The sequence below is a fragment of the Collimonas sp. PA-H2 genome, from assembly GCF_002564105.1.
Taxonomy (GTDB): domain Bacteria; phylum Pseudomonadota; class Gammaproteobacteria; order Burkholderiales; family Burkholderiaceae_D; genus Collimonas.
Window position 1 is genome coordinate 164475 of the sequence record NZ_PDBX01000002.1, and the last position, 18506, is coordinate 182980.

At 57.6% G+C, this 18506-nt stretch carries 14 protein-coding genes; 9 read left to right on the top strand and 5 right to left on the bottom strand.

The window, feature by feature from the left end; translation table 11 throughout:
• The first annotated feature begins 340 nt into the window (after nt 1-340).
• Complete coding sequence (locus BCF11_RS26335) at nt 341-2335, top strand: protease pro-enzyme activation domain-containing protein (protein WP_158229294.1); 1995 nt, start codon at nt 341-343, stop codon at nt 2333-2335.
• 184 nt (nt 2336-2519) lie between these two features.
• Here the strand turns inward: BCF11_RS26335 and BCF11_RS26340 are convergent, their stop codons facing one another.
• Nucleotides 2520-3836: an ATP-binding protein gene (locus BCF11_RS26340; RefSeq protein ID WP_233212724.1), complete on the bottom strand. Its 1317-nt coding sequence runs from the start codon at nt 3834-3836 to the stop codon at nt 2520-2522.
• A 12-nt stretch (nt 3837-3848) separates the two neighbouring features.
• Entirely contained in the window at nt 3849-4526 is a 678-nt protein-coding gene (locus tag BCF11_RS26345) for a response regulator transcription factor (RefSeq protein WP_098497816.1), read from the bottom strand.
• A 253-nt stretch (nt 4527-4779) separates the two neighbouring features.
• Here BCF11_RS26345 and BCF11_RS26350 point away from each other — a divergent pair, with 253 nt between their 5' ends.
• From BCF11_RS26350 to BCF11_RS26385, 8 genes are all read left to right on the top strand, one after another.
• Entirely contained in the window at nt 4780-6948 is a 2169-nt protein-coding gene (locus BCF11_RS26350; RefSeq protein WP_098497817.1) for a TonB-dependent receptor domain-containing protein, read from the top strand.
• 49 nt (nt 6949-6997) lie between these two features.
• Nucleotides 6998-7717: a phosphatase PAP2 family protein gene (locus BCF11_RS26355; protein WP_233212725.1), complete on the top strand. Its 720-nt coding sequence runs from the start codon at nt 6998-7000 to the stop codon at nt 7715-7717.
• A 105-nt stretch (nt 7718-7822) separates the two neighbouring features.
• Nucleotides 7823-9025, top strand: a complete 1203-nt coding sequence (locus tag BCF11_RS26360) for an ISL3 family transposase (protein ID WP_098495354.1) — start codon at nt 7823-7825, stop codon at nt 9023-9025.
• 222 nt (nt 9026-9247) lie between these two features.
• Nucleotides 9248-10027 (top strand): hypothetical protein, encoded by a 780-nt coding sequence (locus BCF11_RS26365; protein ID WP_098497819.1) that lies wholly within the window; start codon nt 9248-9250, stop codon nt 10025-10027.
• 17 nt (nt 10028-10044) lie between these two features.
• Nucleotides 10045-10848 (top strand): hypothetical protein, encoded by an 804-nt coding sequence (locus BCF11_RS26370; RefSeq protein ID WP_098497997.1) that lies wholly within the window; start codon nt 10045-10047, stop codon nt 10846-10848.
• A gap of 18 nt (nt 10849-10866) precedes the next feature.
• Nucleotides 10867-11532 (top strand): response regulator transcription factor, encoded by a 666-nt coding sequence (locus tag BCF11_RS26375; protein ID WP_098497820.1) that lies wholly within the window; start codon nt 10867-10869, stop codon nt 11530-11532.
• Nucleotides 11508-12875, top strand: coding sequence for an ATP-binding protein (locus BCF11_RS26380; RefSeq protein ID WP_098497821.1), 1368 nt, complete (start codon nt 11508-11510; stop codon nt 12873-12875). Before BCF11_RS26375 ends, BCF11_RS26380 begins: the two co-directional genes overlap by 25 nt.
• A 103-nt stretch (nt 12876-12978) precedes the next feature.
• Nucleotides 12979-14076, top strand: a complete 1098-nt coding sequence (locus BCF11_RS26385) for a zinc-dependent alcohol dehydrogenase family protein (RefSeq protein ID WP_098497822.1) — start codon at nt 12979-12981, stop codon at nt 14074-14076.
• Between the two features lie 211 nt (nt 14077-14287).
• Here the strand turns inward: BCF11_RS26385 and BCF11_RS26390 are convergent, their stop codons facing one another.
• The 3 genes from BCF11_RS26390 to BCF11_RS26400 all read right to left on the bottom strand — a co-directional run bounded on the left by BCF11_RS26390 (nt 14288) and on the right by BCF11_RS26400 (nt 18326).
• Nucleotides 14288-15058, bottom strand: coding sequence for a hypothetical protein (locus tag BCF11_RS26390; protein WP_098497823.1), 771 nt, complete (start codon nt 15056-15058; stop codon nt 14288-14290).
• A 456-nt stretch (nt 15059-15514) separates the two neighbouring features.
• Entirely contained in the window at nt 15515-17635 is a 2121-nt protein-coding gene (locus BCF11_RS26395) for a hypothetical protein (protein WP_098497824.1), read from the bottom strand.
• Nucleotide 17636: 1 nt separating this feature from the next.
• Nucleotides 17637-18326 carry an NUDIX domain-containing protein gene (locus BCF11_RS26400; protein ID WP_199111259.1) on the bottom strand — a complete coding sequence of 230 codons (690 nt, stop codon included), beginning with the start codon at nt 18324-18326 and terminating at the stop codon, nt 17637-17639.
• Nucleotides 18327-18506: the final 180 nt, after the last annotated feature.

An 18506-nucleotide genomic window follows, 5' to 3' on the forward strand; every position in this document is an offset into this window, starting at 1 on the left:
TGCCCTCGCCCAGCTGAAGGGCGTAGCACCGCGTCACTGATCCAACCTTGATGTAGCACCAGTTCATGCGCCTGCAGGCAGCGCTGCATGCAGTCTTTCTGTTCGCCGATTTTTTGTCAAGCCAGGCAGCCAGCAAGTCGCCGCCGGGTGTTTGCGCCATGTCCGCTGCTTCCGCGCGGCAGGCAATAAGGCATTTCTCCACAGCGCCTGCTGTCAGGCGTTGCGGGAAATTGCGACTTCCCTTGAGAGCTTTACATTTCACGGGAATGCATCCACTGAGCAGATCCAGTCGACCACCGTCGACGGGATCACTTTATCCCTTAAAAACCGGAGTAAAGTAATGACATTCAGATCCAACTTTAAACTGCTGGCGCTCGCGGGCTTGACCCTTGCCGCGTTTGCCACGACCGCCCAGGCGGAAACTTGGGCGCCAACCGCGACCAAGGCAACCGCTGTCGCAAGCACGGCGCGAACCGCTGTGACGCATATTTCGGCAATGCAGTCTGGCGCACTGACCCACGTGGTGGTGGCGCTGAAACTGCGCAATAAACCTGAACTGGATCAGCTCACTGCCGACCTGATGTCCGGCCGCTCGCACAAAACCTTGTCCAGCGCAGACTTCATGCGCCTGTATGCCCCCACCAAGGAGCAGGTGCAAGCTGTCGTCAGCCATCTGGCTAAAAGCGGCTTCACCAATATCACCGTGTCCGCCAACAACCTGCTGATCAGCGCCAACGGTTCCGCCGGTTCGGTGAAGACCGCTTTCAATACCGAGCTGCATACCTATAGCGTGAACGGCCGCAACGCCTACGCCAACATCAGCGACGCTTCGGTGCCGCAGACACTGGACGGCATCGTGCTGGCCGTGCATGGCCTGCAAACCGTGCACCTGCATCACACCATGCTGAAGAAACAGGATGCGCGCGTGGCCGCAACAACCATGTCGGCAGTCGGCCACAACCCGACCGATTTCCCGACCATCTACAACGCCAGCAGCCTGCCTAGCGCCACCAACGCCACCATCGGCATCATCGCCCAGGGCGACGTGACGCAGACTATCGCGGACCTGAACACTTTCACGTCCAACTCCGGCTATCCGCAAACCAATGTCTCGACCGTGGTGATCAACGGTGCCAGCAGCGATACTGCCGGTGTCGATGAATGGAACATGGATACGCAAAGTTCGCTGGCGGCCGCAGGCGGCACCGTCAAGCAAATGATCCTGTACGTCGCCAACACCCTGAGCGATTCTGACCTGACATCGGCCTACAACCAGGCGGTGACGGACAACAAGGCGCAAGCCATCAACGTCTCGCTGGGCGAATGTGAAAACGACGCGCAATCATCCGGTATCGAAGCCAGTAACGACCAGATCTTCCAGACTGCCGTTGCCCAAGGACAGATGTTTTCGGTATCGTCGGGCGACTCCGGCGCTTATGAATGCAACACCAGCACCACTGCACAGAGCTTTCCGGCGGTTTCGCCGTACGTGATGTCTTTGGGCGGCACACTGGTCAGCACTGGCTCCGGTAATAGCTGGTCCTCGGAATCGGTATGGTCTTGCACTGACTGGCAGAGCTGCCAGCAAAGCGCAAGCGGCGGCGCCGGCGGCGGTCCTAGCCTGACTGAGGCAGCACCCAGCTGGCAAGTCAGTTCCGGCGTTCTCGGTTCCTCGAACAAACGCGGCGTGCCTGACATTTCGCTGGATGCCGATCCATCGAGCGGCGCCCTGGTCCTGATCAACGGTTCCCCTACCCAGATCGGCGGCACCAGCCTGGCTGCGCCGCTGTTCACCGGTTTCTGGGCCCGCGTGCAATCGGCCAACAACAACAGCCTGCCATTCCCTGCAGCAGCGATCTATCAGAAAGCCGCAGCCAACCCAAGCATGTTCCACGACGTCACTTCGGGTAACCAAGGCTACGCCGCCAAGGCCGGCTGGGATTACGCCAGCGGCTACGGCAGCCTGAATGTCGCCAACTTTGCCTCGGTCATCGGTTCCGGCACCACTCCGCCGCCACCGCCGCCAGGCAATGTCCTGAAGAGCGGCGTGCCGGTGACAGGCCTGGGCCTGCCAGCCGGTTCCAGCAAGGTCTACACCATCGTGGTTCCTGCCGGCCGCACCAGCCTGACCTTCAAGACTTCCGGCGGCACAGGCGATGCCGATATCTATGTCAGTTTCGGTTCCGCACCGACCACCAGCTCTTACCAATATGTGTCGGATGGCTATACAACGTCTGAATCCATCACTATCCGCAATCCGAAAGCAGGCACTTATTACCTGCTGCTCAATTCCTACGCAACCTTCAGCGGCGTCACGCTGATTGCCAACGATTGAGCAAGATTCGGCAACATAGCTAGAAATATCCATGCTTGAACGGGCGCGCAGCTGCGCCCGGGCGAGGAAGCGGCTGCAACGCCGTTTCCTCCGCCAGACTACCTTACATCCCCCTTCTTCAGCACGCCCGCCAGAGACCGCCAACGTGGGTCGAAAATATTGCCTGCCGGCGCCGCTTTTCGTATCAGACAGAAACCAGCGCATTGAACCGGACGCTGGCTTTCAAGCCCGGCAAGCGGCCGGCACGTTCCAGGCAGACTTCGGCCTGATGCTGTTCCGTGACTTGCTTGACGATCGCCAGCCCGAGGCCGCTGCCGGCTGCCTGCGGCACCAGGCAGCGGTAGAAACGGTCGAACACGCGCTGCCGCTCTTCCGGCGGAATGCCAGGCCCGCTGTCTTCGATTTCCAGGACGATTTTTTGATTGCCGGCGCGGATGGCGACGTCCACCTGGCCGCCGCTGGGCGTGTAGCGGATCGCATTATCGATCAGATTGCGAACCAGGATAGGGATGTGATATTCCGATCCCATGATGATTCCCGCATCCAGCTGCTCCACCCCGAGATTGATTTTTCGGCTGTTGGCGTAGGGGATGAAATCGATGGTCACCTGGCGCACGATTTCATGCAGCCGCAGCGGAACGTGCGGATCGTGCATGCCGCCGAACTCCAGGCGCGAAGCCATCAGCAGCTGTTCGACCAGGTGGCTGCTGCGTTTCACCCCTGCTTTCAGGTCGGCCAGCGCGCTGGCTTCGCGGCCGCTGCCCAGCGATTGCTCCACCAGCTGGACCTGGATTTGCAGGGTCGCCAGTGGCGTGCGCAGCTCATGCGAGGCATCCGCGATGAATTTTTTCTGGCTTTCGAGCGCCACGCCGAGCCGCTGCAGCAAGGTATCGATGGCTTGCGTCACGGGCTGGATTTCCAGCGGCTGGTCCTGAGATGTCAGCCTTTCCAGCTTGTCTGGCGTGCGCTTGGCCAGCTCTTGCGACAGGCGGGTCAAGGATTGCAGGCCGGTGCCGACGCTCCAGTGAATCAGCAAGCCCATGATCAGCAAGAAAATCAGCAGCGGCACCAGCGAGCGCAGCGCATGGTCGAGTGCGATATTGCGCCGGCCGTCCAGCGACTGCGCCACCTGGATCAGATTCTGGCCGGTCTTGCGCACGAACAGCTTCCACTCGTTGCCATGCCATCGCACTTCACTGTAGCCGGGCGTAGGAAATGGCGGCAGGGCGATGTCCGGATGCGAACGGTAAGTCTGCCTGCCGTTTTTATCCCAGATCTGCAGGATGCTGTCGTCGCCATCGTATTTCAGCGCCGGCGTGTTCTTTTCCAGGTCGCCGCCGCTGAAATTGGCGGGGATGGCGAAGGCGATCTGGTTCATCTGATCGTCATAGATATCCGCCAGCAAGGCGCGATCGATCAGATAGTCGGCGACCATGAAGCACACGCCGAGGATGGCGAGGCCGGACAGCAGCCAGAACAGCAGGCGATTCCTGATCGACACTGTCAATAGCCCCTAACCGCCGCACAAGCTATCGGCGCTGGACAGCATATAGCCCAGGCCGCGGATGTTGCGGATCACACCGGGCGCAAGCTTTTTGCGCAATGCATGGATATGCACTTCGATGGTGTTGCTTTCCACTTCATCGTTCCAGCCATACACCTTGTCGACCAGCTGTGCGCGCGACAGCACCGCGCCCGGTTTCTCGATCAGCGCCGCCAGCACCATCAGCTCGCGGCTGCTGAGGCCGATATGCTTGCCCTTGTAGGCAACGGTATTGCTGGCAGGGTCGAACTGGATGTCGCCGTGCACCAGCTGCGGGTTGGTGCGGCCGCCGCTACGGCGCAGCAAGGCGCGCACCCGCGCCGCCAGTTCATCCAGGTCGAAAGGCTTGTTCAGGTAGTCGTCGGCGCCGGCGTCCAGTCCTTCGATACGGTTCAGCACGCGGTCGCTGGCGGACAGGATGATCACCGGCGTGCTGTTGCTGTCGGCGCGCATTTTCTTCAGCACTTCCAGTCCCGACTTGCGCGGCAATCCGAGATCTAGCAAGACTGCCGAATACGACTCCGCGGCCAGCGCCGCTTCGGCGGCGATGCCGTCCTGGGTCCAGTCGACCGTGAAGCCATAGGGATAGAACCCTTTGCGGATGCTGTTGCCCAGCATGTAGTCGTCTTCAATCAACAGTATGCGCATCGCGGCGGAAGCCCGGTTTAATCGACCTTACAAAATAGCAGCCGATTATGACGAGCGCGTGAAATCAAGCCGCGATTGGCGTAAATCAGACAGATTGCGCACAGCTCATTTTCGCTTAATTTTCAAAGCTTATGCTTCGCCCCGAACTCGCGCCAAGCACAGCACAACCCAGCAGGCGAGCGGCCGGAGCAGGGCTGCCGGATATTTATCACCGATTTTTCATAAACACGATTCGAAAAAAGGAAAACCAGCAATGAAGCGCCCAAGTTTGAAACCCGCCACCCTGCATGTCCTGCACGCCCTGGCCGTGATGTGCGTAGCAGCGCCGCAGCTCAGCCACGCCCAGCAAGCCGCCGAACTGGCCGCCGCCGGCGACGCCACCAACACGATTGAAGTGGTCGGCAGCGCCGTCAGCGCCAGCCGCAGCGCACCGGCGCAGAGCTCGTTGTCGGCCCGTTCCGCGCAGTCTATCGTCAGCGACGAATTCATCCGCAACCTGACTTCGCCGGTGGCCGATTTCAGCCAGGTGCTGCAAATGACGCCGGGCATGTACAGCTACAGCCCGAACGGCGTCGGCCTGGGCGACACCAAGACCTATTTCCGCGGTTTCGCCGACGGCGACTACACGGTCAGCTTTGACGGCATCCCGTTCCAGGACACCAACAGCCCCTCGCATCACACCTGGGCCTTTTTCCCCAGCCAGTTCCTGGGCGGCGCGGTGGTCGACCGCAGCCCGGGATCGGCGGCAACCATCGGCCCGGCCAATTTCGGCGGTTCGGTCAACCTGCTGTCGCGCATTCTGGAAAACGAACAGCGCACCAGCGTCTTCGACTCGTACGGCTCGTTCAACACCAAGATCTACGGCGCCGAATTCGAGAGCGGCCAGTTCGGCGCCAACGGCGCCCAGAACCTGTTGCTGAATGCGCACCAGATGACTTCGAACGGCTACCAGAGCTACAACAAGCAGACGCGCGATGCGGTGTCGCTCAAATACCAGTTCAACCTCACCGACAGCACCGCCCTGACCTTGTTCGGTTCGTATATCGACCTGAAAGCCAATACCCCGAACACCAAGGGAGCTACCCGGGCTCAGATCGCCCAGTTCGGCGACGACTATTTACTGAGCAATAATCCCAAGCAAGCCAACTACTATGGCTACAATTTCTACCACGTCACCTCGGATTTCGAATACGCCGGCCTGACATCCAAGCTCGGCAACGGCTGGCAACTGGACGACAAGCTCTACACCTACGCCTACCACAACCAGCAGAACTACAACGGCAGCGCCATCACCGCCACCAGCGCCACCGACAAGCTCAACAGCTACCGCACCTACGGCAACCTGCTGCGCCTGAGCCAGGAATCCAGCTTCGGCATCCTGCGCACCGGCCTGTGGGCGGAAAACGCCGACACCAACCGCTATCAGATTCCGTCCGATCCGCGCACCTGGGTTGATGCCGTCCTGCCGAATTTCCACGAACGCTTCAAGACCACCACCCTGCAACCGTTCGTTGAGTATGAATTCCAGGTTGCCAGCGACCTGAAGATCACGCCGGGCGTGAAGTATTCCTCATATCGCCAGTCGCTGACGCAGTATGCGGATAACGGCAAGACCGTCGGCAACCTGGGTGGCCTGCCTAGCATCGAGCATGCCGTCACCTACAACAGCGTGCTGCCGTCGTTCGACGTGCATTACATGCTGCAGCCTAACTGGTCGGTATACGGCCAGTACGCCACCGGCGACGAAATTCCGCCGACCAGCGTGTTCGACGTCAAGAACGCCAACGTCACTGCCCTGCCGTCGTCGATCAAGAGCAAGACCTTCCAGATCGGCTCGGTGTGGAAGTCGGACCGCTTCACCTTCGATATCGATGCTTACCACATCAAGTTCGACAACGCCTATTCTTCGTTCACCGACAATGCCGGTAACACTACCTTCTTCTCGAACGGCAGTTCCACTACCCAGGGTATCGAAGCGGAAGGCAACCTGGTGCTGGGCGCCGGCTTCAGCCTGTACGCCAACGCTACCTACGGCACCGCCAAATACGGCAACGGCCAGTGGGTCGCCAGCGCCCCCAGCGATACCGAAACGCTGGGCTTGAACTACAACCGCGGCGGCTGGGACATCGGCTGGCTGAACAAACGCGTCGGCACCATGTACAACGACAACGGCAGCGTCCACCAGGCGGTCAAGATCGCGCCGTTCACGATTTCCAACCTGTTCGTCAACTACACCATCCGCCATCCTCTGCAATTTGTGAAGAAGGCCAAGATCCAGTTTGGCGTCAACAACCTGTTCGACAAGCACAGCATCGTCGGCGTCAATCCGGCCAGCACAGCTACTTCGGCGCCGGCGCCCGGCGATGTGCTGACGCTGTTGCCGGCACGCGCCTTGTCGCTGACCGTCAGCCTGGATTTCTAAGGTCGGCCACAACCATTATCTTGATCAGCCCAATATGAAAGTGATACCCATGCGCAAATTCATCGTTCCTTTAATCGTCATGTCCTTCCTGGCCGCAGGCGCATCCGTGCAGGCGCGCGAAGAACATCCCTTCATCACCTCCAAGGAAATCGACCTGGTCAAGCTGCTGCCGCCGCCACCGGCCAACGATTCGCTGCAGACCAAGGCGGAGCTGAGCGAAATCCTGGCGCTGCAGGCGGCGCGCACGCCAGAAATGGTGGCGCGCTCGCAAGCCGACGCCAGCGAAGAAATCTGGCGCTTCGCCGACGTCATGGGAGTGAAATTCAAGCGCGAACAGCTGCCGGTCTTCGCCAAGTTTTTCCAGCGCGTGGTGGATTCCGAGGGTGCGGTGGTCGACACCTACAAGGACGTCTGGAAACGTCCGCGTCCATTCATGGCAAGCGACATGGTCAAGCCGGTGGTGAAACTGTCGCGCTCCGGCGCCTATCCGTCCGGTCACGCGACCGCGGGCACGCTGATGGGCATCGTGCTGTCCAACATGGTGCCGGAAAAACGGGCAGAAATCATGGCGCGCGCCACCGAGTACGCCAACAATCGCATCATAGGCGGCGTCCACTACCGCTCTGACATCGAAACCGGCCGCATCACCGGCACCGTGATCGCCGCCAGGCTGCAGACCCGCGACGACTTCAACACTGGCTTCATCGCAGCCCGCGATGAGCTGCGCAGCGTGCTGGAGCTCGGCCCGGAGCCGGTTGCAGAAAAATAAGGTTCTTCACGGATTATCGGGAAGTAATCTAGAAATGGGAAAGCGGTGAAGTAAGTTTAAACTTGTTGTGCGACCAACAGTTTCTACCCAACCCCACCGCTTTCAATGACGGATAATAATCTTGACCTCCCATTCTGGGAAGGCTTTCGCGTCTGGAATTTTGACCGACGCGACGACGGCACTTGGATCAGCCTTGTGCCCACTGACGGCGCGCCAATGATTTGCTCCGGCTGTGAGCAATCTTGTTCCCAAGTTCACGAGACCTACTGGCGCACCATACGTGACATGCCGATGCTCGGCGATTCTGTGTGGCTGCAGGTGAATCTTCGGCGGCTGCGCTGCGATTCCTGTGGCACACGCACCGAGCGTGTGAAGTGGCTGGATCGGCACGCACGCATTACTCAGCGTCTGGCCCAATTCGTTGGTCTATGGTGCGAGAAGCTACCTGCGGCTCACGTCTGCAAGCTGTCCGGGCTGCACTGGGAAACGGTGCGCAAGATCGACCGACAACGCCTGGAGGGTAAATTGGCTGAGCTGCCTGACGCCCAGCCAACCAGGCTAGTGATGGATGAATTCGCGCTGTTCAAAGGACATCGCTATGCCACGGTTGTCCTCGATGCCGACACGCGCCGCGTTCTCTGGGTTGGCGAGGGTCGTAGCAGAGAGGCAATTCGCGTGTTCTTTGAATGGCTAGGGCCGGCGCGTTGCGCCGATATAAAGGCAGTGGCCATGGACATGAATACGGCTTTCGACCTCGAAGTCCAGCTGCATTGCCCGCAAGCCAGAGTGGTCTACGACCTGTTTCATGTGATTGCCAAATACGGTCGGGAGGTGATCGACAGGGTGCGCGTGGACGAGGCCAATCGCCTTAAAGGCGATCTCCCTATGAGGCGTGTCGTCAAGCGCGCCCGATGGCTGTTGTTGCGCAATCGCAGCAACGTGCCGTCCGAGCAGCAGCCGAAATTGGACGAACTGCTAGCTGCAAACAAAGCATTGATGACGGTCTATATCATGAAGGCCAGTCTGAAGGAACTATGGCAGGCCACTAGCGCTTGGCATTGGCGCAACGCCTGGCGCGCCTGGCTAAAGATGGCCCATGACAGTAGCATCGAGCCGCTACAGAAATTTGCCAAAAAGCTCAAAATCTACTGGCGTGGAATCATAGCCAGGGTACGCTGGCCGATGCACACAGGGCAGCTCGAAGGAATTAACAATCGCATCAAAGTGATGAAGCGCATGGCATACGGATACCGGGATAGCGCCTTCTTCTTCCTGAAGATTAAAGCCGCCTATCCCGGTAATCCGTGAAGAACCAAAAATAAGCGCCGCTAAGCGATACCCGCTGCATCCCGTCCCTGCAACGCCCTGACGCCCGTCAGGGCGTTTTCATTGGACGATCGGAATAGCGCTCAGTGACAGCTAAGTTTGCCTGGGTAAGCTTCCCCCTGACCCAAGGATAGCGTTGCGCATTCCTGCTCTTTTCTCCCTTTGGACAGGGGTTCTCCATCAAATTCACGCATAGGAGTTCTTATGACTATTGCAACTGTCAGAGCCGGCCACGGCTGGATCAACAAGGTGCCTGAGGCCACGCTCCTGTTCTGGATCATCAAGATGATGTCCACCACGGTGGGCGAAACCGGCGCCGATTACCTGGCGACCGACCTGCATTTCGGCCTGGTCGGCACTTCGCTCACGACCGGGCTGCTGCTGGCGTGCGCGTTGCTGTTCCAGCTGCGCGCCAAGCGCTACCTACCGGCGCTGTATTGGATCTGCGTGGTGCTGGTCAGCGTATTCGGCACCCTGGTCACCGACATGCTGAGCGACCTGGCAGGCGTGCCGCTGGCATTCTCGACCACAGCCTTCAGCATTGCCATGATTGCCACATTCGCCGCCTGGCATGCCCGTGAAAAGACTTTATCGATCACTGCCATCGACAGCCCCAGGCGCGAACTGTTCTACTGGACCGTGATCCTGTTCACCTTTGCGCTCGGCACCGCCGCCGGCGACTGGGTCGCGGAAGGCCTGAGCCTGGGCTACGCCAATTCGGCCCTGCTGTTCGGCGGCCTGATCGGGCTGGTAGCCCTGGCCCGCTATGCATTCAAGATCAACGCCACCGCCTGTTTCTGGGTTGCCTACGTATTGACGCGCCCTTTCGGCGCTTCCTGCGGCGACCTGCTTTCCCAGCCGGCCGGCAACGGCGGCCTCGGTTTTGGTACGATAGCGACCAGCGCTTTATTCCTGGCGGTTATCGTGAGCCTGGTCAGTTATCTCTCCTTTACTCAAAAACGTTTGACGGCGCAAGGCGCCTGATGAAAAAGGAAACAATGATGAATAAAACAATGCAGCTGGCGGTAAGCAAGGTGCCTGAAGTCACCCTGATGTTCTGGATCATCAAGATCGCCGCCACCACCCTTGGCGAAACCGGCGGCGATGCGGTTTCGATGTCGATGAACCTGGGCTACCTGGTCGGCAGCGTCATCTTCGGCGCGATCTTCCTGGTCGCGGTGGCCGCCCAGATCCGCGCCACGCGCTTCAAGCCTTTCCTTTACTGGACCACCGTGATCGCCACCACCACCATCGGCACCACGCTGGCCGACTTTGCCGACCGCTCGCTCGGCATCGGCTACCCGGGCGGTGCGTCGCTGCTGTTTGCGCTGTTGCTGATTTCCTTGTTTGCCTGGTACCGGACCATGGGATCGGTAGCCGTCGACAGCGTCCATTCACCGGCAGCGGAAATATTCTACTGGGTCACGATCATGTTTTCGCAAACGCTGGGCACCGCGCTGGGCGACTGGGCGGCCGATACCGCCGGCCTCGGCTATGGCGGTGCGGCTATCCTGTTCGGCGCCCTGCTGGCACTGGTGGCGCTGGCCTACTACCGCACCAAGACTTCGCGAACGCTGCTGTTCTGGGCCGCATTCATCCTGACTCGCCCGCTGGGCGCCGTGGTCGGCGACTTTCTCGACAAGCCGCTCAACGCGGGCGGCCTGGCGTTGAGCCGCTATTCGGCGTCGGCAGCGCTGCTGTTCTTTATCGTTGCCTGCATCCTGCTGTTCCGCCAGCAAGCGGCGCAAGCCCTGAAGCGTGAGAGTATACGGGTGGAGCGTACAGCCGAAACCATAAATCAATAGCGTAATAACGGAGGATGCATGCGGGTATTGCTGGCTGAAGACGATCCGATGATCGGAGAGGCCATCCAGGCGGCGTTGAAAGACGCCTCCTACGCCGTCGACTGGGTAAGGAACGGCAAGACAGCGTTGGATACGCTGTCCTGCCAGCACTATGACTTGCTGCTGCTCGATCTCGGCTTGCCCGGGAAAGACGGCTTCGAGGTGATGGATGCCATCCGGCGCCAGGACAATCCCCTGCCCTTGCTGATCATCACGGCACGCGACGGCCTGGAACACCGCCTGCGCGGACTGGATGGCGGCGCCGACGACTATATCCTGAAACCGTTCGACATGGCCGAGCTGCTGGCGCGCGCGCGCGCCGTGCTGCGCCGCAAAGGCGGCAGCGCCACGCCATTGCTGAGCAACGGCGTCCTCTCTCTTGACCCGTCCACACGCCTCGCCAGCAGCCAAGACCAGCCGCCGCAGCAACTGTCGAACCGCGAATTCGCCTTGCTGCAGGCGCTGATGCTGAGGCCAGGAGCGATCTTGTCGCGCAGCGAGCTGGAGGAGCGGATCTATGGCTGGGGCGAGGAAGTGGAAAGCAACGCCGTCGAATTCCTGATCCATGCCTTGCGCAAGAAACTGGGCAGCGCAGCCATCAAAAATGTCAGGGGTGTGGGATGGATGGTTTCCAAAGGAAGTTGAAGAATTCGATCCAGTTCCGCCTGTCGCTCTGGCTGTCGCTGGCGATCCTGGCGGTGGCGCTGCTGGCCGGGGTATTCGCCTTTATCTCCGGTTTCGACGAGGCGCATGAATTCCAGGACGACATGTTGCGCCAGGTGGCCGCTCTGTTCGACCAGGAGCATATTCCGGTTCCGCCGCGGCAGGATGCCGCCAAGGTCGCCATCGGCGACGAGGAAGCGCGCGTCATCGTACAGTATCTGGGCGACGACGACAGCGGCGCGAGCTCATCCCGGGCGAAAGGACTGAAGCTGCCGACGACCCTGCCGGACGGCATGCAGACTTTGCACTCAGGCCATCATCGCTATCGGGTGCTGGTAAAAACCCTGGCGTCGCAGCAGCGCATCGCCGTCGCCCAGGAAACCGCGGTGCGCGATGAAATCGCCCGCGACAGCGGTTTGCGTACGCTGATGCCCTTCCTGATCCTGATTCCGCTGCTGCTGGTGCTGGTGGCCCACCTGGTGCGCAAGATGTTCCAGCCTATCGCCAGGTTGTCAGCCGAGATCGACAGCCGCAACGAACAAGAACTGCATGCGCTGGCAGCGGAGCCGCTGCCGGTCGAAGTGCGGCCATTCGTGATCGCCATCAACCGCCTGCTGGAGCGCGTGGCGCAAGCCATGGAAGCACAGCGCCGCTTCGTCGCCGATGCCGCCCACGAATTGCGTTCGCCGCTCACGGCGCTGTCGCTGCAAGCCGAGCGGCTGGCCGATGCCGAGATGCCGGACACCGCGCGTCAGCGGCTGGCGACGCTGCGGCAAGGGATTGAACGCGGACGGCGCTTGCTGGATCAGCTGCTGGCGCTGGCGCGGGCGCAGTCCGCGCCGCTGGCGCCCAGCGACACGGTAGCCGTCATGCAGGTCTACCGGCGCGTGCTGGAAGACCTGATGCCGCTGGCTGACGCCAAACAGATCGACATCGGTGTCGAAGGCGAAGCCGACCTGCGGGTGCCGGTGGCCGAAGTCGACCTCATTACCATCGTGAGGAACCTGGTCGACAACGCCATCCGCTATACCCCGCCAGGCGGACGCATCAACCTGTCCATGCACAGCAGCGCCGGCGGCGTCAGCTTGCAAGTGGACGATACAGGACCCGGCATCGCGCCGGAAGAACAAGCGCGCGTGTTCGATCCCTTCTACCGGGTACTCGGCAACGACTCCACCGGATCGGGACTGGGCCTGTCCATCGTCCAGACTATCGCCAGCCGCATCGGCGCCCGCGTCACACTGGCGCATGCCGACCGGAAAACACAGACAGGATTGTGCGTCACCGTATTTATTCCCCTGGTGCCGGCTAAAATAGGCGTCTGATTTGCAGCTCTTCAATTGAAGTCACAATTTCCGGGCCCTTGCACGCAACGGAATATCTGCGGGTGTCGCTGCGTGAGGTAAGCACTGGAATAGAGGAAGCCATATGAAAATCCGCGCCGCCGTACTGCGCCAGACCGGCTTGCCGCATCCCTATCGGCAATCCAAGCCGCTGGCGATCGAAGAACTCGAACTGGCGCCGCCCGGACGCGACGAAGTACTGGTGCGCATCCGCGCCGCCGGCCTGTGCCACTCCGACCTGTCGGTCATCAATGGCGACCGCCCGCGGCCGATGGCGCTCGGCCACGAAGCCGCAGGCGAAGTCGCGGCGCTGGGAGACGGCGTTACCGACCTGCAGCTCGGCGATCACGTGGCGCTGGTGTTCGTCCCCAGCTGCGGCCATTGCCCGCCCTGCTGCGAAGGGCGCCCCGCCCTGTGCGAGCCCGGCGCCCAGGCCAACGGCAACGGCACCCTGCTGTCCGGCGCACGCCTGCTTGAAAGCGCGCGTGGCGAAGCGGTCAATCATCATCTGGGCTGCTCGGCGTTCGCCGAATACGCCGTCGTTTCACGTCATTCACTCGTCAAAATCGACCCTGCTCTTCCATTTGACGAAGCCGCGCTGTTCGGCTGCGCGGTCCTGACCGGCGTCGGCGCGGTAGTCAACACAGCCCAGGTACGAGCCGGCCAGTCGGTCGCGGTAGTCGGCCTGGGAGGCGTCGGCCCGGCTGCGGTGATAGGCGCGCTGGCCGCCGGCGCACGCGAAGTGATCGCCATCGACCTCGCCGCAAGCAAGCGCGAACTCGCCACCCGGTTAGGCGCAACCATGAGCTTTGACGGCGGCGACCCGAACTGCGTGGCAGCGGTCAGGGATGCCACCAACGGCGGCGCCGATCATGTATTTGAATTCGCCGGTTCCGTCCGAGCCTTCGAGACCGCCTACTGCATCACCCGCCGTGGCGGCACCACCACCACCGCCGGACTGCCGCTGGTCAACCTGGTGGCGGAGGAGCGCACAGTCAAGGGCAGCTATATCGGCAGCTGCGTACCGGTACGGGATCTGCCGCGATACATCAGCCTGTATCGCGGCGGACGGCTGCCGGTCAACCTGCTGCTGTCGCACCGTTTGCGGCTGGAAGATATCAATGAGGGTTTTGACCGCTTGCATACTGGTGAAGCGGTGCGGCAGGTGGTTGTTTTTGATTGAAGACTGTTATCGACGGCGGATTCAACTGGTTGATTTCGACCCGGAGCGGGAGTTGGGCGCAGGAAGAGCGGCCGTTCAAACTAGACTCCAAGTGCAGCAAAGGAGCCGCATCGACAGGAAAACCAAGGTGCCGCGCCGCCTGCAAGGTTATGAAGCACCGCGAAAAATCCAACCGTTCGAAGTTCCAGTCGCCTCAGGACGCGCTTGTGGGCTATTTCGGAGGCGCAGTTATTTTGTGCAAGCGTTTCTTGTAATCGAAGTAACATTCAGGGTAGAAGAAATTGTCGAGACTGGCGTAGAGGTCAAAACTCGACAAAGGCAGCAGTCTTGTCGAGGGAAATCGAATCTCCCCAGTCACTGCGTTTTTTGGGCGAACACCCCGTTCGAATTGGTCTTGTGCTACCTCCTGTTGCATCAGGCTTGCAGTGGAATCGCCCGCATCGGACATCGTCAGCCAGCATTCACCCCGTGAAGCGATAAGATTCGTGCTGGCCCCTGACCACATCTCTTGGCTCTTATAACCTGGCGCGTCTAGCTCCTCCTCGGAAACGCCGTAATCGCTCAGCGACATATCCTGCGATTCGATACCAATCATCTTGAATTCGTCGCCGACGCGCTTGAACTGGTATTGGATGAATCGGATGCCGTGATGAGCGTAGTCCTGACGAATGTAGATCGAATTGTTCTTAATTTTGACTTTCGACACGACCCCATCCCCAACATCGATCTCAGTAAGTAATTTGTGCAGCCCATCTCGGCTTTCGAATATTACGATAGCTGGGAGGCGGTCTTCCTTAGGGTTTCCTCGATTTGCCACGACGGCCGTATAGGCTTCTCCGTCGATCTTGCCTTGCGAATACTGCACGATGACTTCAGAGTTATTGAGATTTTGGTAGAGCCAGGCCGGGTCGCTGGCCGCTTGGACAGTAACGACAAAGCTAATCAGAAATAAGGCGACTATTCTCTTCGTGTGGATCGTCATGGCTTAATATTCATGAAATTTGGGAGCATCGATTCGATACGACGCACTACACACGCGATCGCATGAGGTTTGCTAGCTCAGCTCCTCCGCGATCGGCGGGTAGTACGGACAAGATTAAGGTTAAAATGCTACCTACACAGCTGTAGAACGTAAAAGGCCGCTTTGAGCACGAATCTCGGCCGGCCGCTCTTGGCCGTTTTGAGCCAGTCGCGATAGACTCAAATTCGACCCAAGCCTGTCATAGCGATTTCAAGAAAGCTTACGGTCAACATCCCGGTTTAGGTGTGTATTGGCGAAGCACGCGCACTACCTACAACAGATTATTGGACGACCTTTCCCGCGTCAATTAGCTCAAATTCACTGGAAGAGCACATTACACTGACACACACTTCTACTAAGAAAAAACGCTTCTCAAATAAAAACTATGAATTGAATTCAAAAACCATCTCAATGTAACTAAGCCTGAATAATCGTTCCATCCCCATACTCCCCCACAACGGGGTCTAAATTTTCTGGCGAGTGAAGAATCGTGGGGCCTCGGGAGCAAGCCTGCCGCGTCAGGTACTCCGTCAATCCTTCCGCTTGAACTGCGGGAGGAATTTCCGCATGCATTTCCGTCAGTAATTCTACGGTTGCTCTCACAATCCACTCTACCGTGCGATATTTTGGAGATACTATCTGAATGTTCTGCGAGTCAGTCTGGTCAAAGAAACCGTGTTGCAATTTGTGCCTGACATAAGAAAGTGCAGTGATGCCAGGAATGGTGCGCTTTTCCAAATAAGCTTGATTCGCGCCTTCATCATAACGGACGACGTGGTCCGGAAACTCGTATCCCTCATCTTCCAGAAGTGCCTCCTTGACGATATTCGGCAACAGAGGTCTCGCGTCTTCGTGACTGACTTCAAACAAGAGAATTTTCTTGAGCTTCTTCATTTCTTTCTGTTGTTCCGTGTCTGTTTTTCGGATGGCGATACTCGGAAAGTACTCGCGAATGAATTTATTTGATTCATTCATGAGATCATCCCTGCTCAACTTTGGTTGTATTTGCAAAAACCTGTCGTCCATGTCCATCATCTTCCAAGCATGGTTAAGATCGTGAATGAGGAATTCGAGTGGGGACTGCCAGAATTCATCAACATACACAGGTTCCGTTGATACCCCTATAAAATATATTGGAGTACCTCGGATTTTCATGAGATCGGTGGCAGAAATGTTATCAAAAGTCGGAATGATGATTACTTTGGGAATTCGACGCATCAGCTCCTCGTATCGGTACCAGTACTTCTTTTGAAAATGAGTGCTCAAATCCTTCTCAATTCGGCACGCCACATCAAAGAAGCCTGCAGCTTCAAACAAGATACGCAGCGTCGGAGCATAGGGACACATCGGGCCGTTCTGGATCGTAACGTGGTGAAGTTTATGTAGCAACTGGTCGCGCATCGACGCAAATGCCGCATTGCCGCGGCACTTCTCTTCTATCGCGGATAGCATCATCTGGCTACGAACGTACTCAACCACTGGCAACAACTCCAGAACTGCCGTATCCAAGTTGTCGTTATTCGATTCAAACCGTGTCCGTAATCCACGGTACACATCCAATGGGCTGTTTACCGTTTCGCGTATCCATTCGTGATGAGAAGCCCCCAGCGTTTTAGTAAAGTTTTTCGCAATGAGCGCAGCGGCAATCTGTTTGTGGTGACCGAAGGCAAAGGAGCCTTCTTTCGCGTTCGGCGTAGTAATCACGCTCTCCGGAAGCCACCGGCCCTCAACCCCTTCCGTTTCGGAAATTTCTACGAGAAATCCAACCGTGTCAACTATATGACGCGGATCTGAGGGGAGAGCGATGTCTTTAAGGTGATCGCGATATCCATGAGAAATGGTTCTATCCATATAGATTCGCGCTTCTTTTCCTGCTTCGTTCCGGACGAAATAGTATTTACGTCCGTCTAATTCCGCAATTCCATATTCTGGTGTTACTGATCCGAACACTTTGCTGCCCGTTACCCTTAGCGCTGCAAATATGTTGCCGGGAATTCCGATCTCGTTTTGCTCATCTTCATCCCGAAGTAAGCCGCCAGGCAGCGACATACCCTCAGGAAAAAAAGTCCGGTCCAATGTCAGGAATTCCCGCCCATGTTCTCCGTCTCGCATCACAAGTACGTCGACAGTCTTGCGAACCATGACTCCCTGATCAATTCGCTGCTTTGCTTGAATTTTGAGTTTCTGATCGGACAATAACGCGTTCACTACTGCGGATTGATGATCCACGTTTAGATATTTTCCGATGCAATTTTCGATACCATTCTTGCGGACGGGGTCACGTAGGCGATGGAACCAATAAATCATGTACAAGAGTGATTCGGCATAGAGGCTCGCCGGATAACTTTGCGTATCGAGAGCTATCGCGTATTTATCGAGTATTTCCAAAACGATGCCCGCGACGGTATCGCCTTGTGTGGCTGAGAACAAAGCTGAAAGATCATCGATAACTTCTGGGAATTCACTGGTATCTGACAATCCGAGGAGAGGCGCAGGCGCGTTAAATTCCATAATGTTTTCCTTGCCGGTTTCTCTCATGTTAAACACTTAAATTGCGTTCAAAATTGACGATGTCAGCGCCTGGCTTCAGTGCATAGAGCTGCGCCAATCGCCCTCCTGAAGATATTTTTTCATTGGAAATTTCAAACATTTCTGATGCCTCAATTCGTCGCATTAAACTTTTTCTTTGAATTGGCTTTTCGATGATTGCTTCAATCACCTTGATCAATTGGCCGATGCTAAATTTTTCAGGCAAACAAAATACTGGGATCATTGAGTACAGTGTTTTCTGTTGTAGTCGCTGCTGCGCCATATCAATGATGTGTCGATGATCGAAAGCGATCAACAGCTTGGACAATTCACTCACATTCAACCAACAGGTACTCTCAACGGACGCGATTTTAGACTCAACGTTTTGATGTGCTACCAACGCATAATAGGCAAGCGTAACGCTATATCCACGCGGGTCACGCTTAGGTCCAGAGATCACCTGCAGTTGTTCTAAATAGCTCGGTACCAGCCCCGTTTTGTCCAACAACTTTCGACGTGCAGTCATATCGGTGTTTTCATCCACATTGATATCAATAAATCCACCGGGCAGCCCCCAATAACCGACAAACGGCGATTCAGCACGTTTGGCCATGAGCACTTTCAAAACGCCATCGTGAACAGTGAAAAGCACACTGTCCACAGTGAACAAAGGTTTGTCTATTTGCAATATGGCATTCATTTTTCTCATCTTTTTATGTCTTTGGGACACTTTCCTTATAGCATAAATGGCAGCTTGCTAAAAGTTGCTAAATTCCACTTTACTTTGTGTCTCAAAGACATTAATATCTATTCATGTTTTATTCATCCCCCGATAAAACTAAAGAAAGCATAGTCAAACGAGCAAGAGTTGACTGCGCTC

Excerpts from the sequence above, each read along its gene's own strand:
- BCF11_RS26385 (WP_098497822.1), top strand. The coding sequence starts at position 12,979 with ATGAAAATCCGCGCCGCCGTACTGCGCCAGACCGGCTTGCCGCATCCC.
- BCF11_RS26395 (WP_098497824.1), bottom strand. The coding sequence starts at position 17,635 with ATGAGAGAAACCGGCAAGGAAAACATTATGGAATTTAACGCGCCTGCG.
- BCF11_RS26380 (WP_098497821.1), top strand. The coding sequence starts at position 11,508 with ATGGATGGTTTCCAAAGGAAGTTGAAGAATTCGATCCAGTTCCGCCTG.
- BCF11_RS26355 (WP_233212725.1), top strand. The coding sequence starts at position 6,998 with ATGCGCAAATTCATCGTTCCTTTAATCGTCATGTCCTTCCTGGCCGCA.
- BCF11_RS26390 (WP_098497823.1), bottom strand. The coding sequence starts at position 15,058 with ATGACGATCCACACGAAGAGAATAGTCGCCTTATTTCTGATTAGCTTT.
- BCF11_RS26375 (WP_098497820.1), top strand. The coding sequence starts at position 10,867 with ATGCGGGTATTGCTGGCTGAAGACGATCCGATGATCGGAGAGGCCATC.
- BCF11_RS26370 (WP_098497997.1), top strand. The coding sequence starts at position 10,045 with ATGAATAAAACAATGCAGCTGGCGGTAAGCAAGGTGCCTGAAGTCACC.
- BCF11_RS26335 (WP_158229294.1), top strand. The coding sequence starts at position 341 with ATGACATTCAGATCCAACTTTAAACTGCTGGCGCTCGCGGGCTTGACC.
- BCF11_RS26365 (WP_098497819.1), top strand. The coding sequence starts at position 9,248 with ATGACTATTGCAACTGTCAGAGCCGGCCACGGCTGGATCAACAAGGTG.
- BCF11_RS26400 (WP_199111259.1), bottom strand. The coding sequence starts at position 18,326 with ATGAATGCCATATTGCAAATAGACAAACCTTTGTTCACTGTGGACAGT.
- BCF11_RS26345 (WP_098497816.1), bottom strand. The coding sequence starts at position 4,526 with ATGCGCATACTGTTGATTGAAGACGACTACATGCTGGGCAACAGCATC.
- BCF11_RS26350 (WP_098497817.1), top strand. The coding sequence starts at position 4,780 with ATGAAGCGCCCAAGTTTGAAACCCGCCACCCTGCATGTCCTGCACGCC.
- BCF11_RS26360 (WP_098495354.1), top strand. The coding sequence starts at position 7,823 with ATGACGGATAATAATCTTGACCTCCCATTCTGGGAAGGCTTTCGCGTC.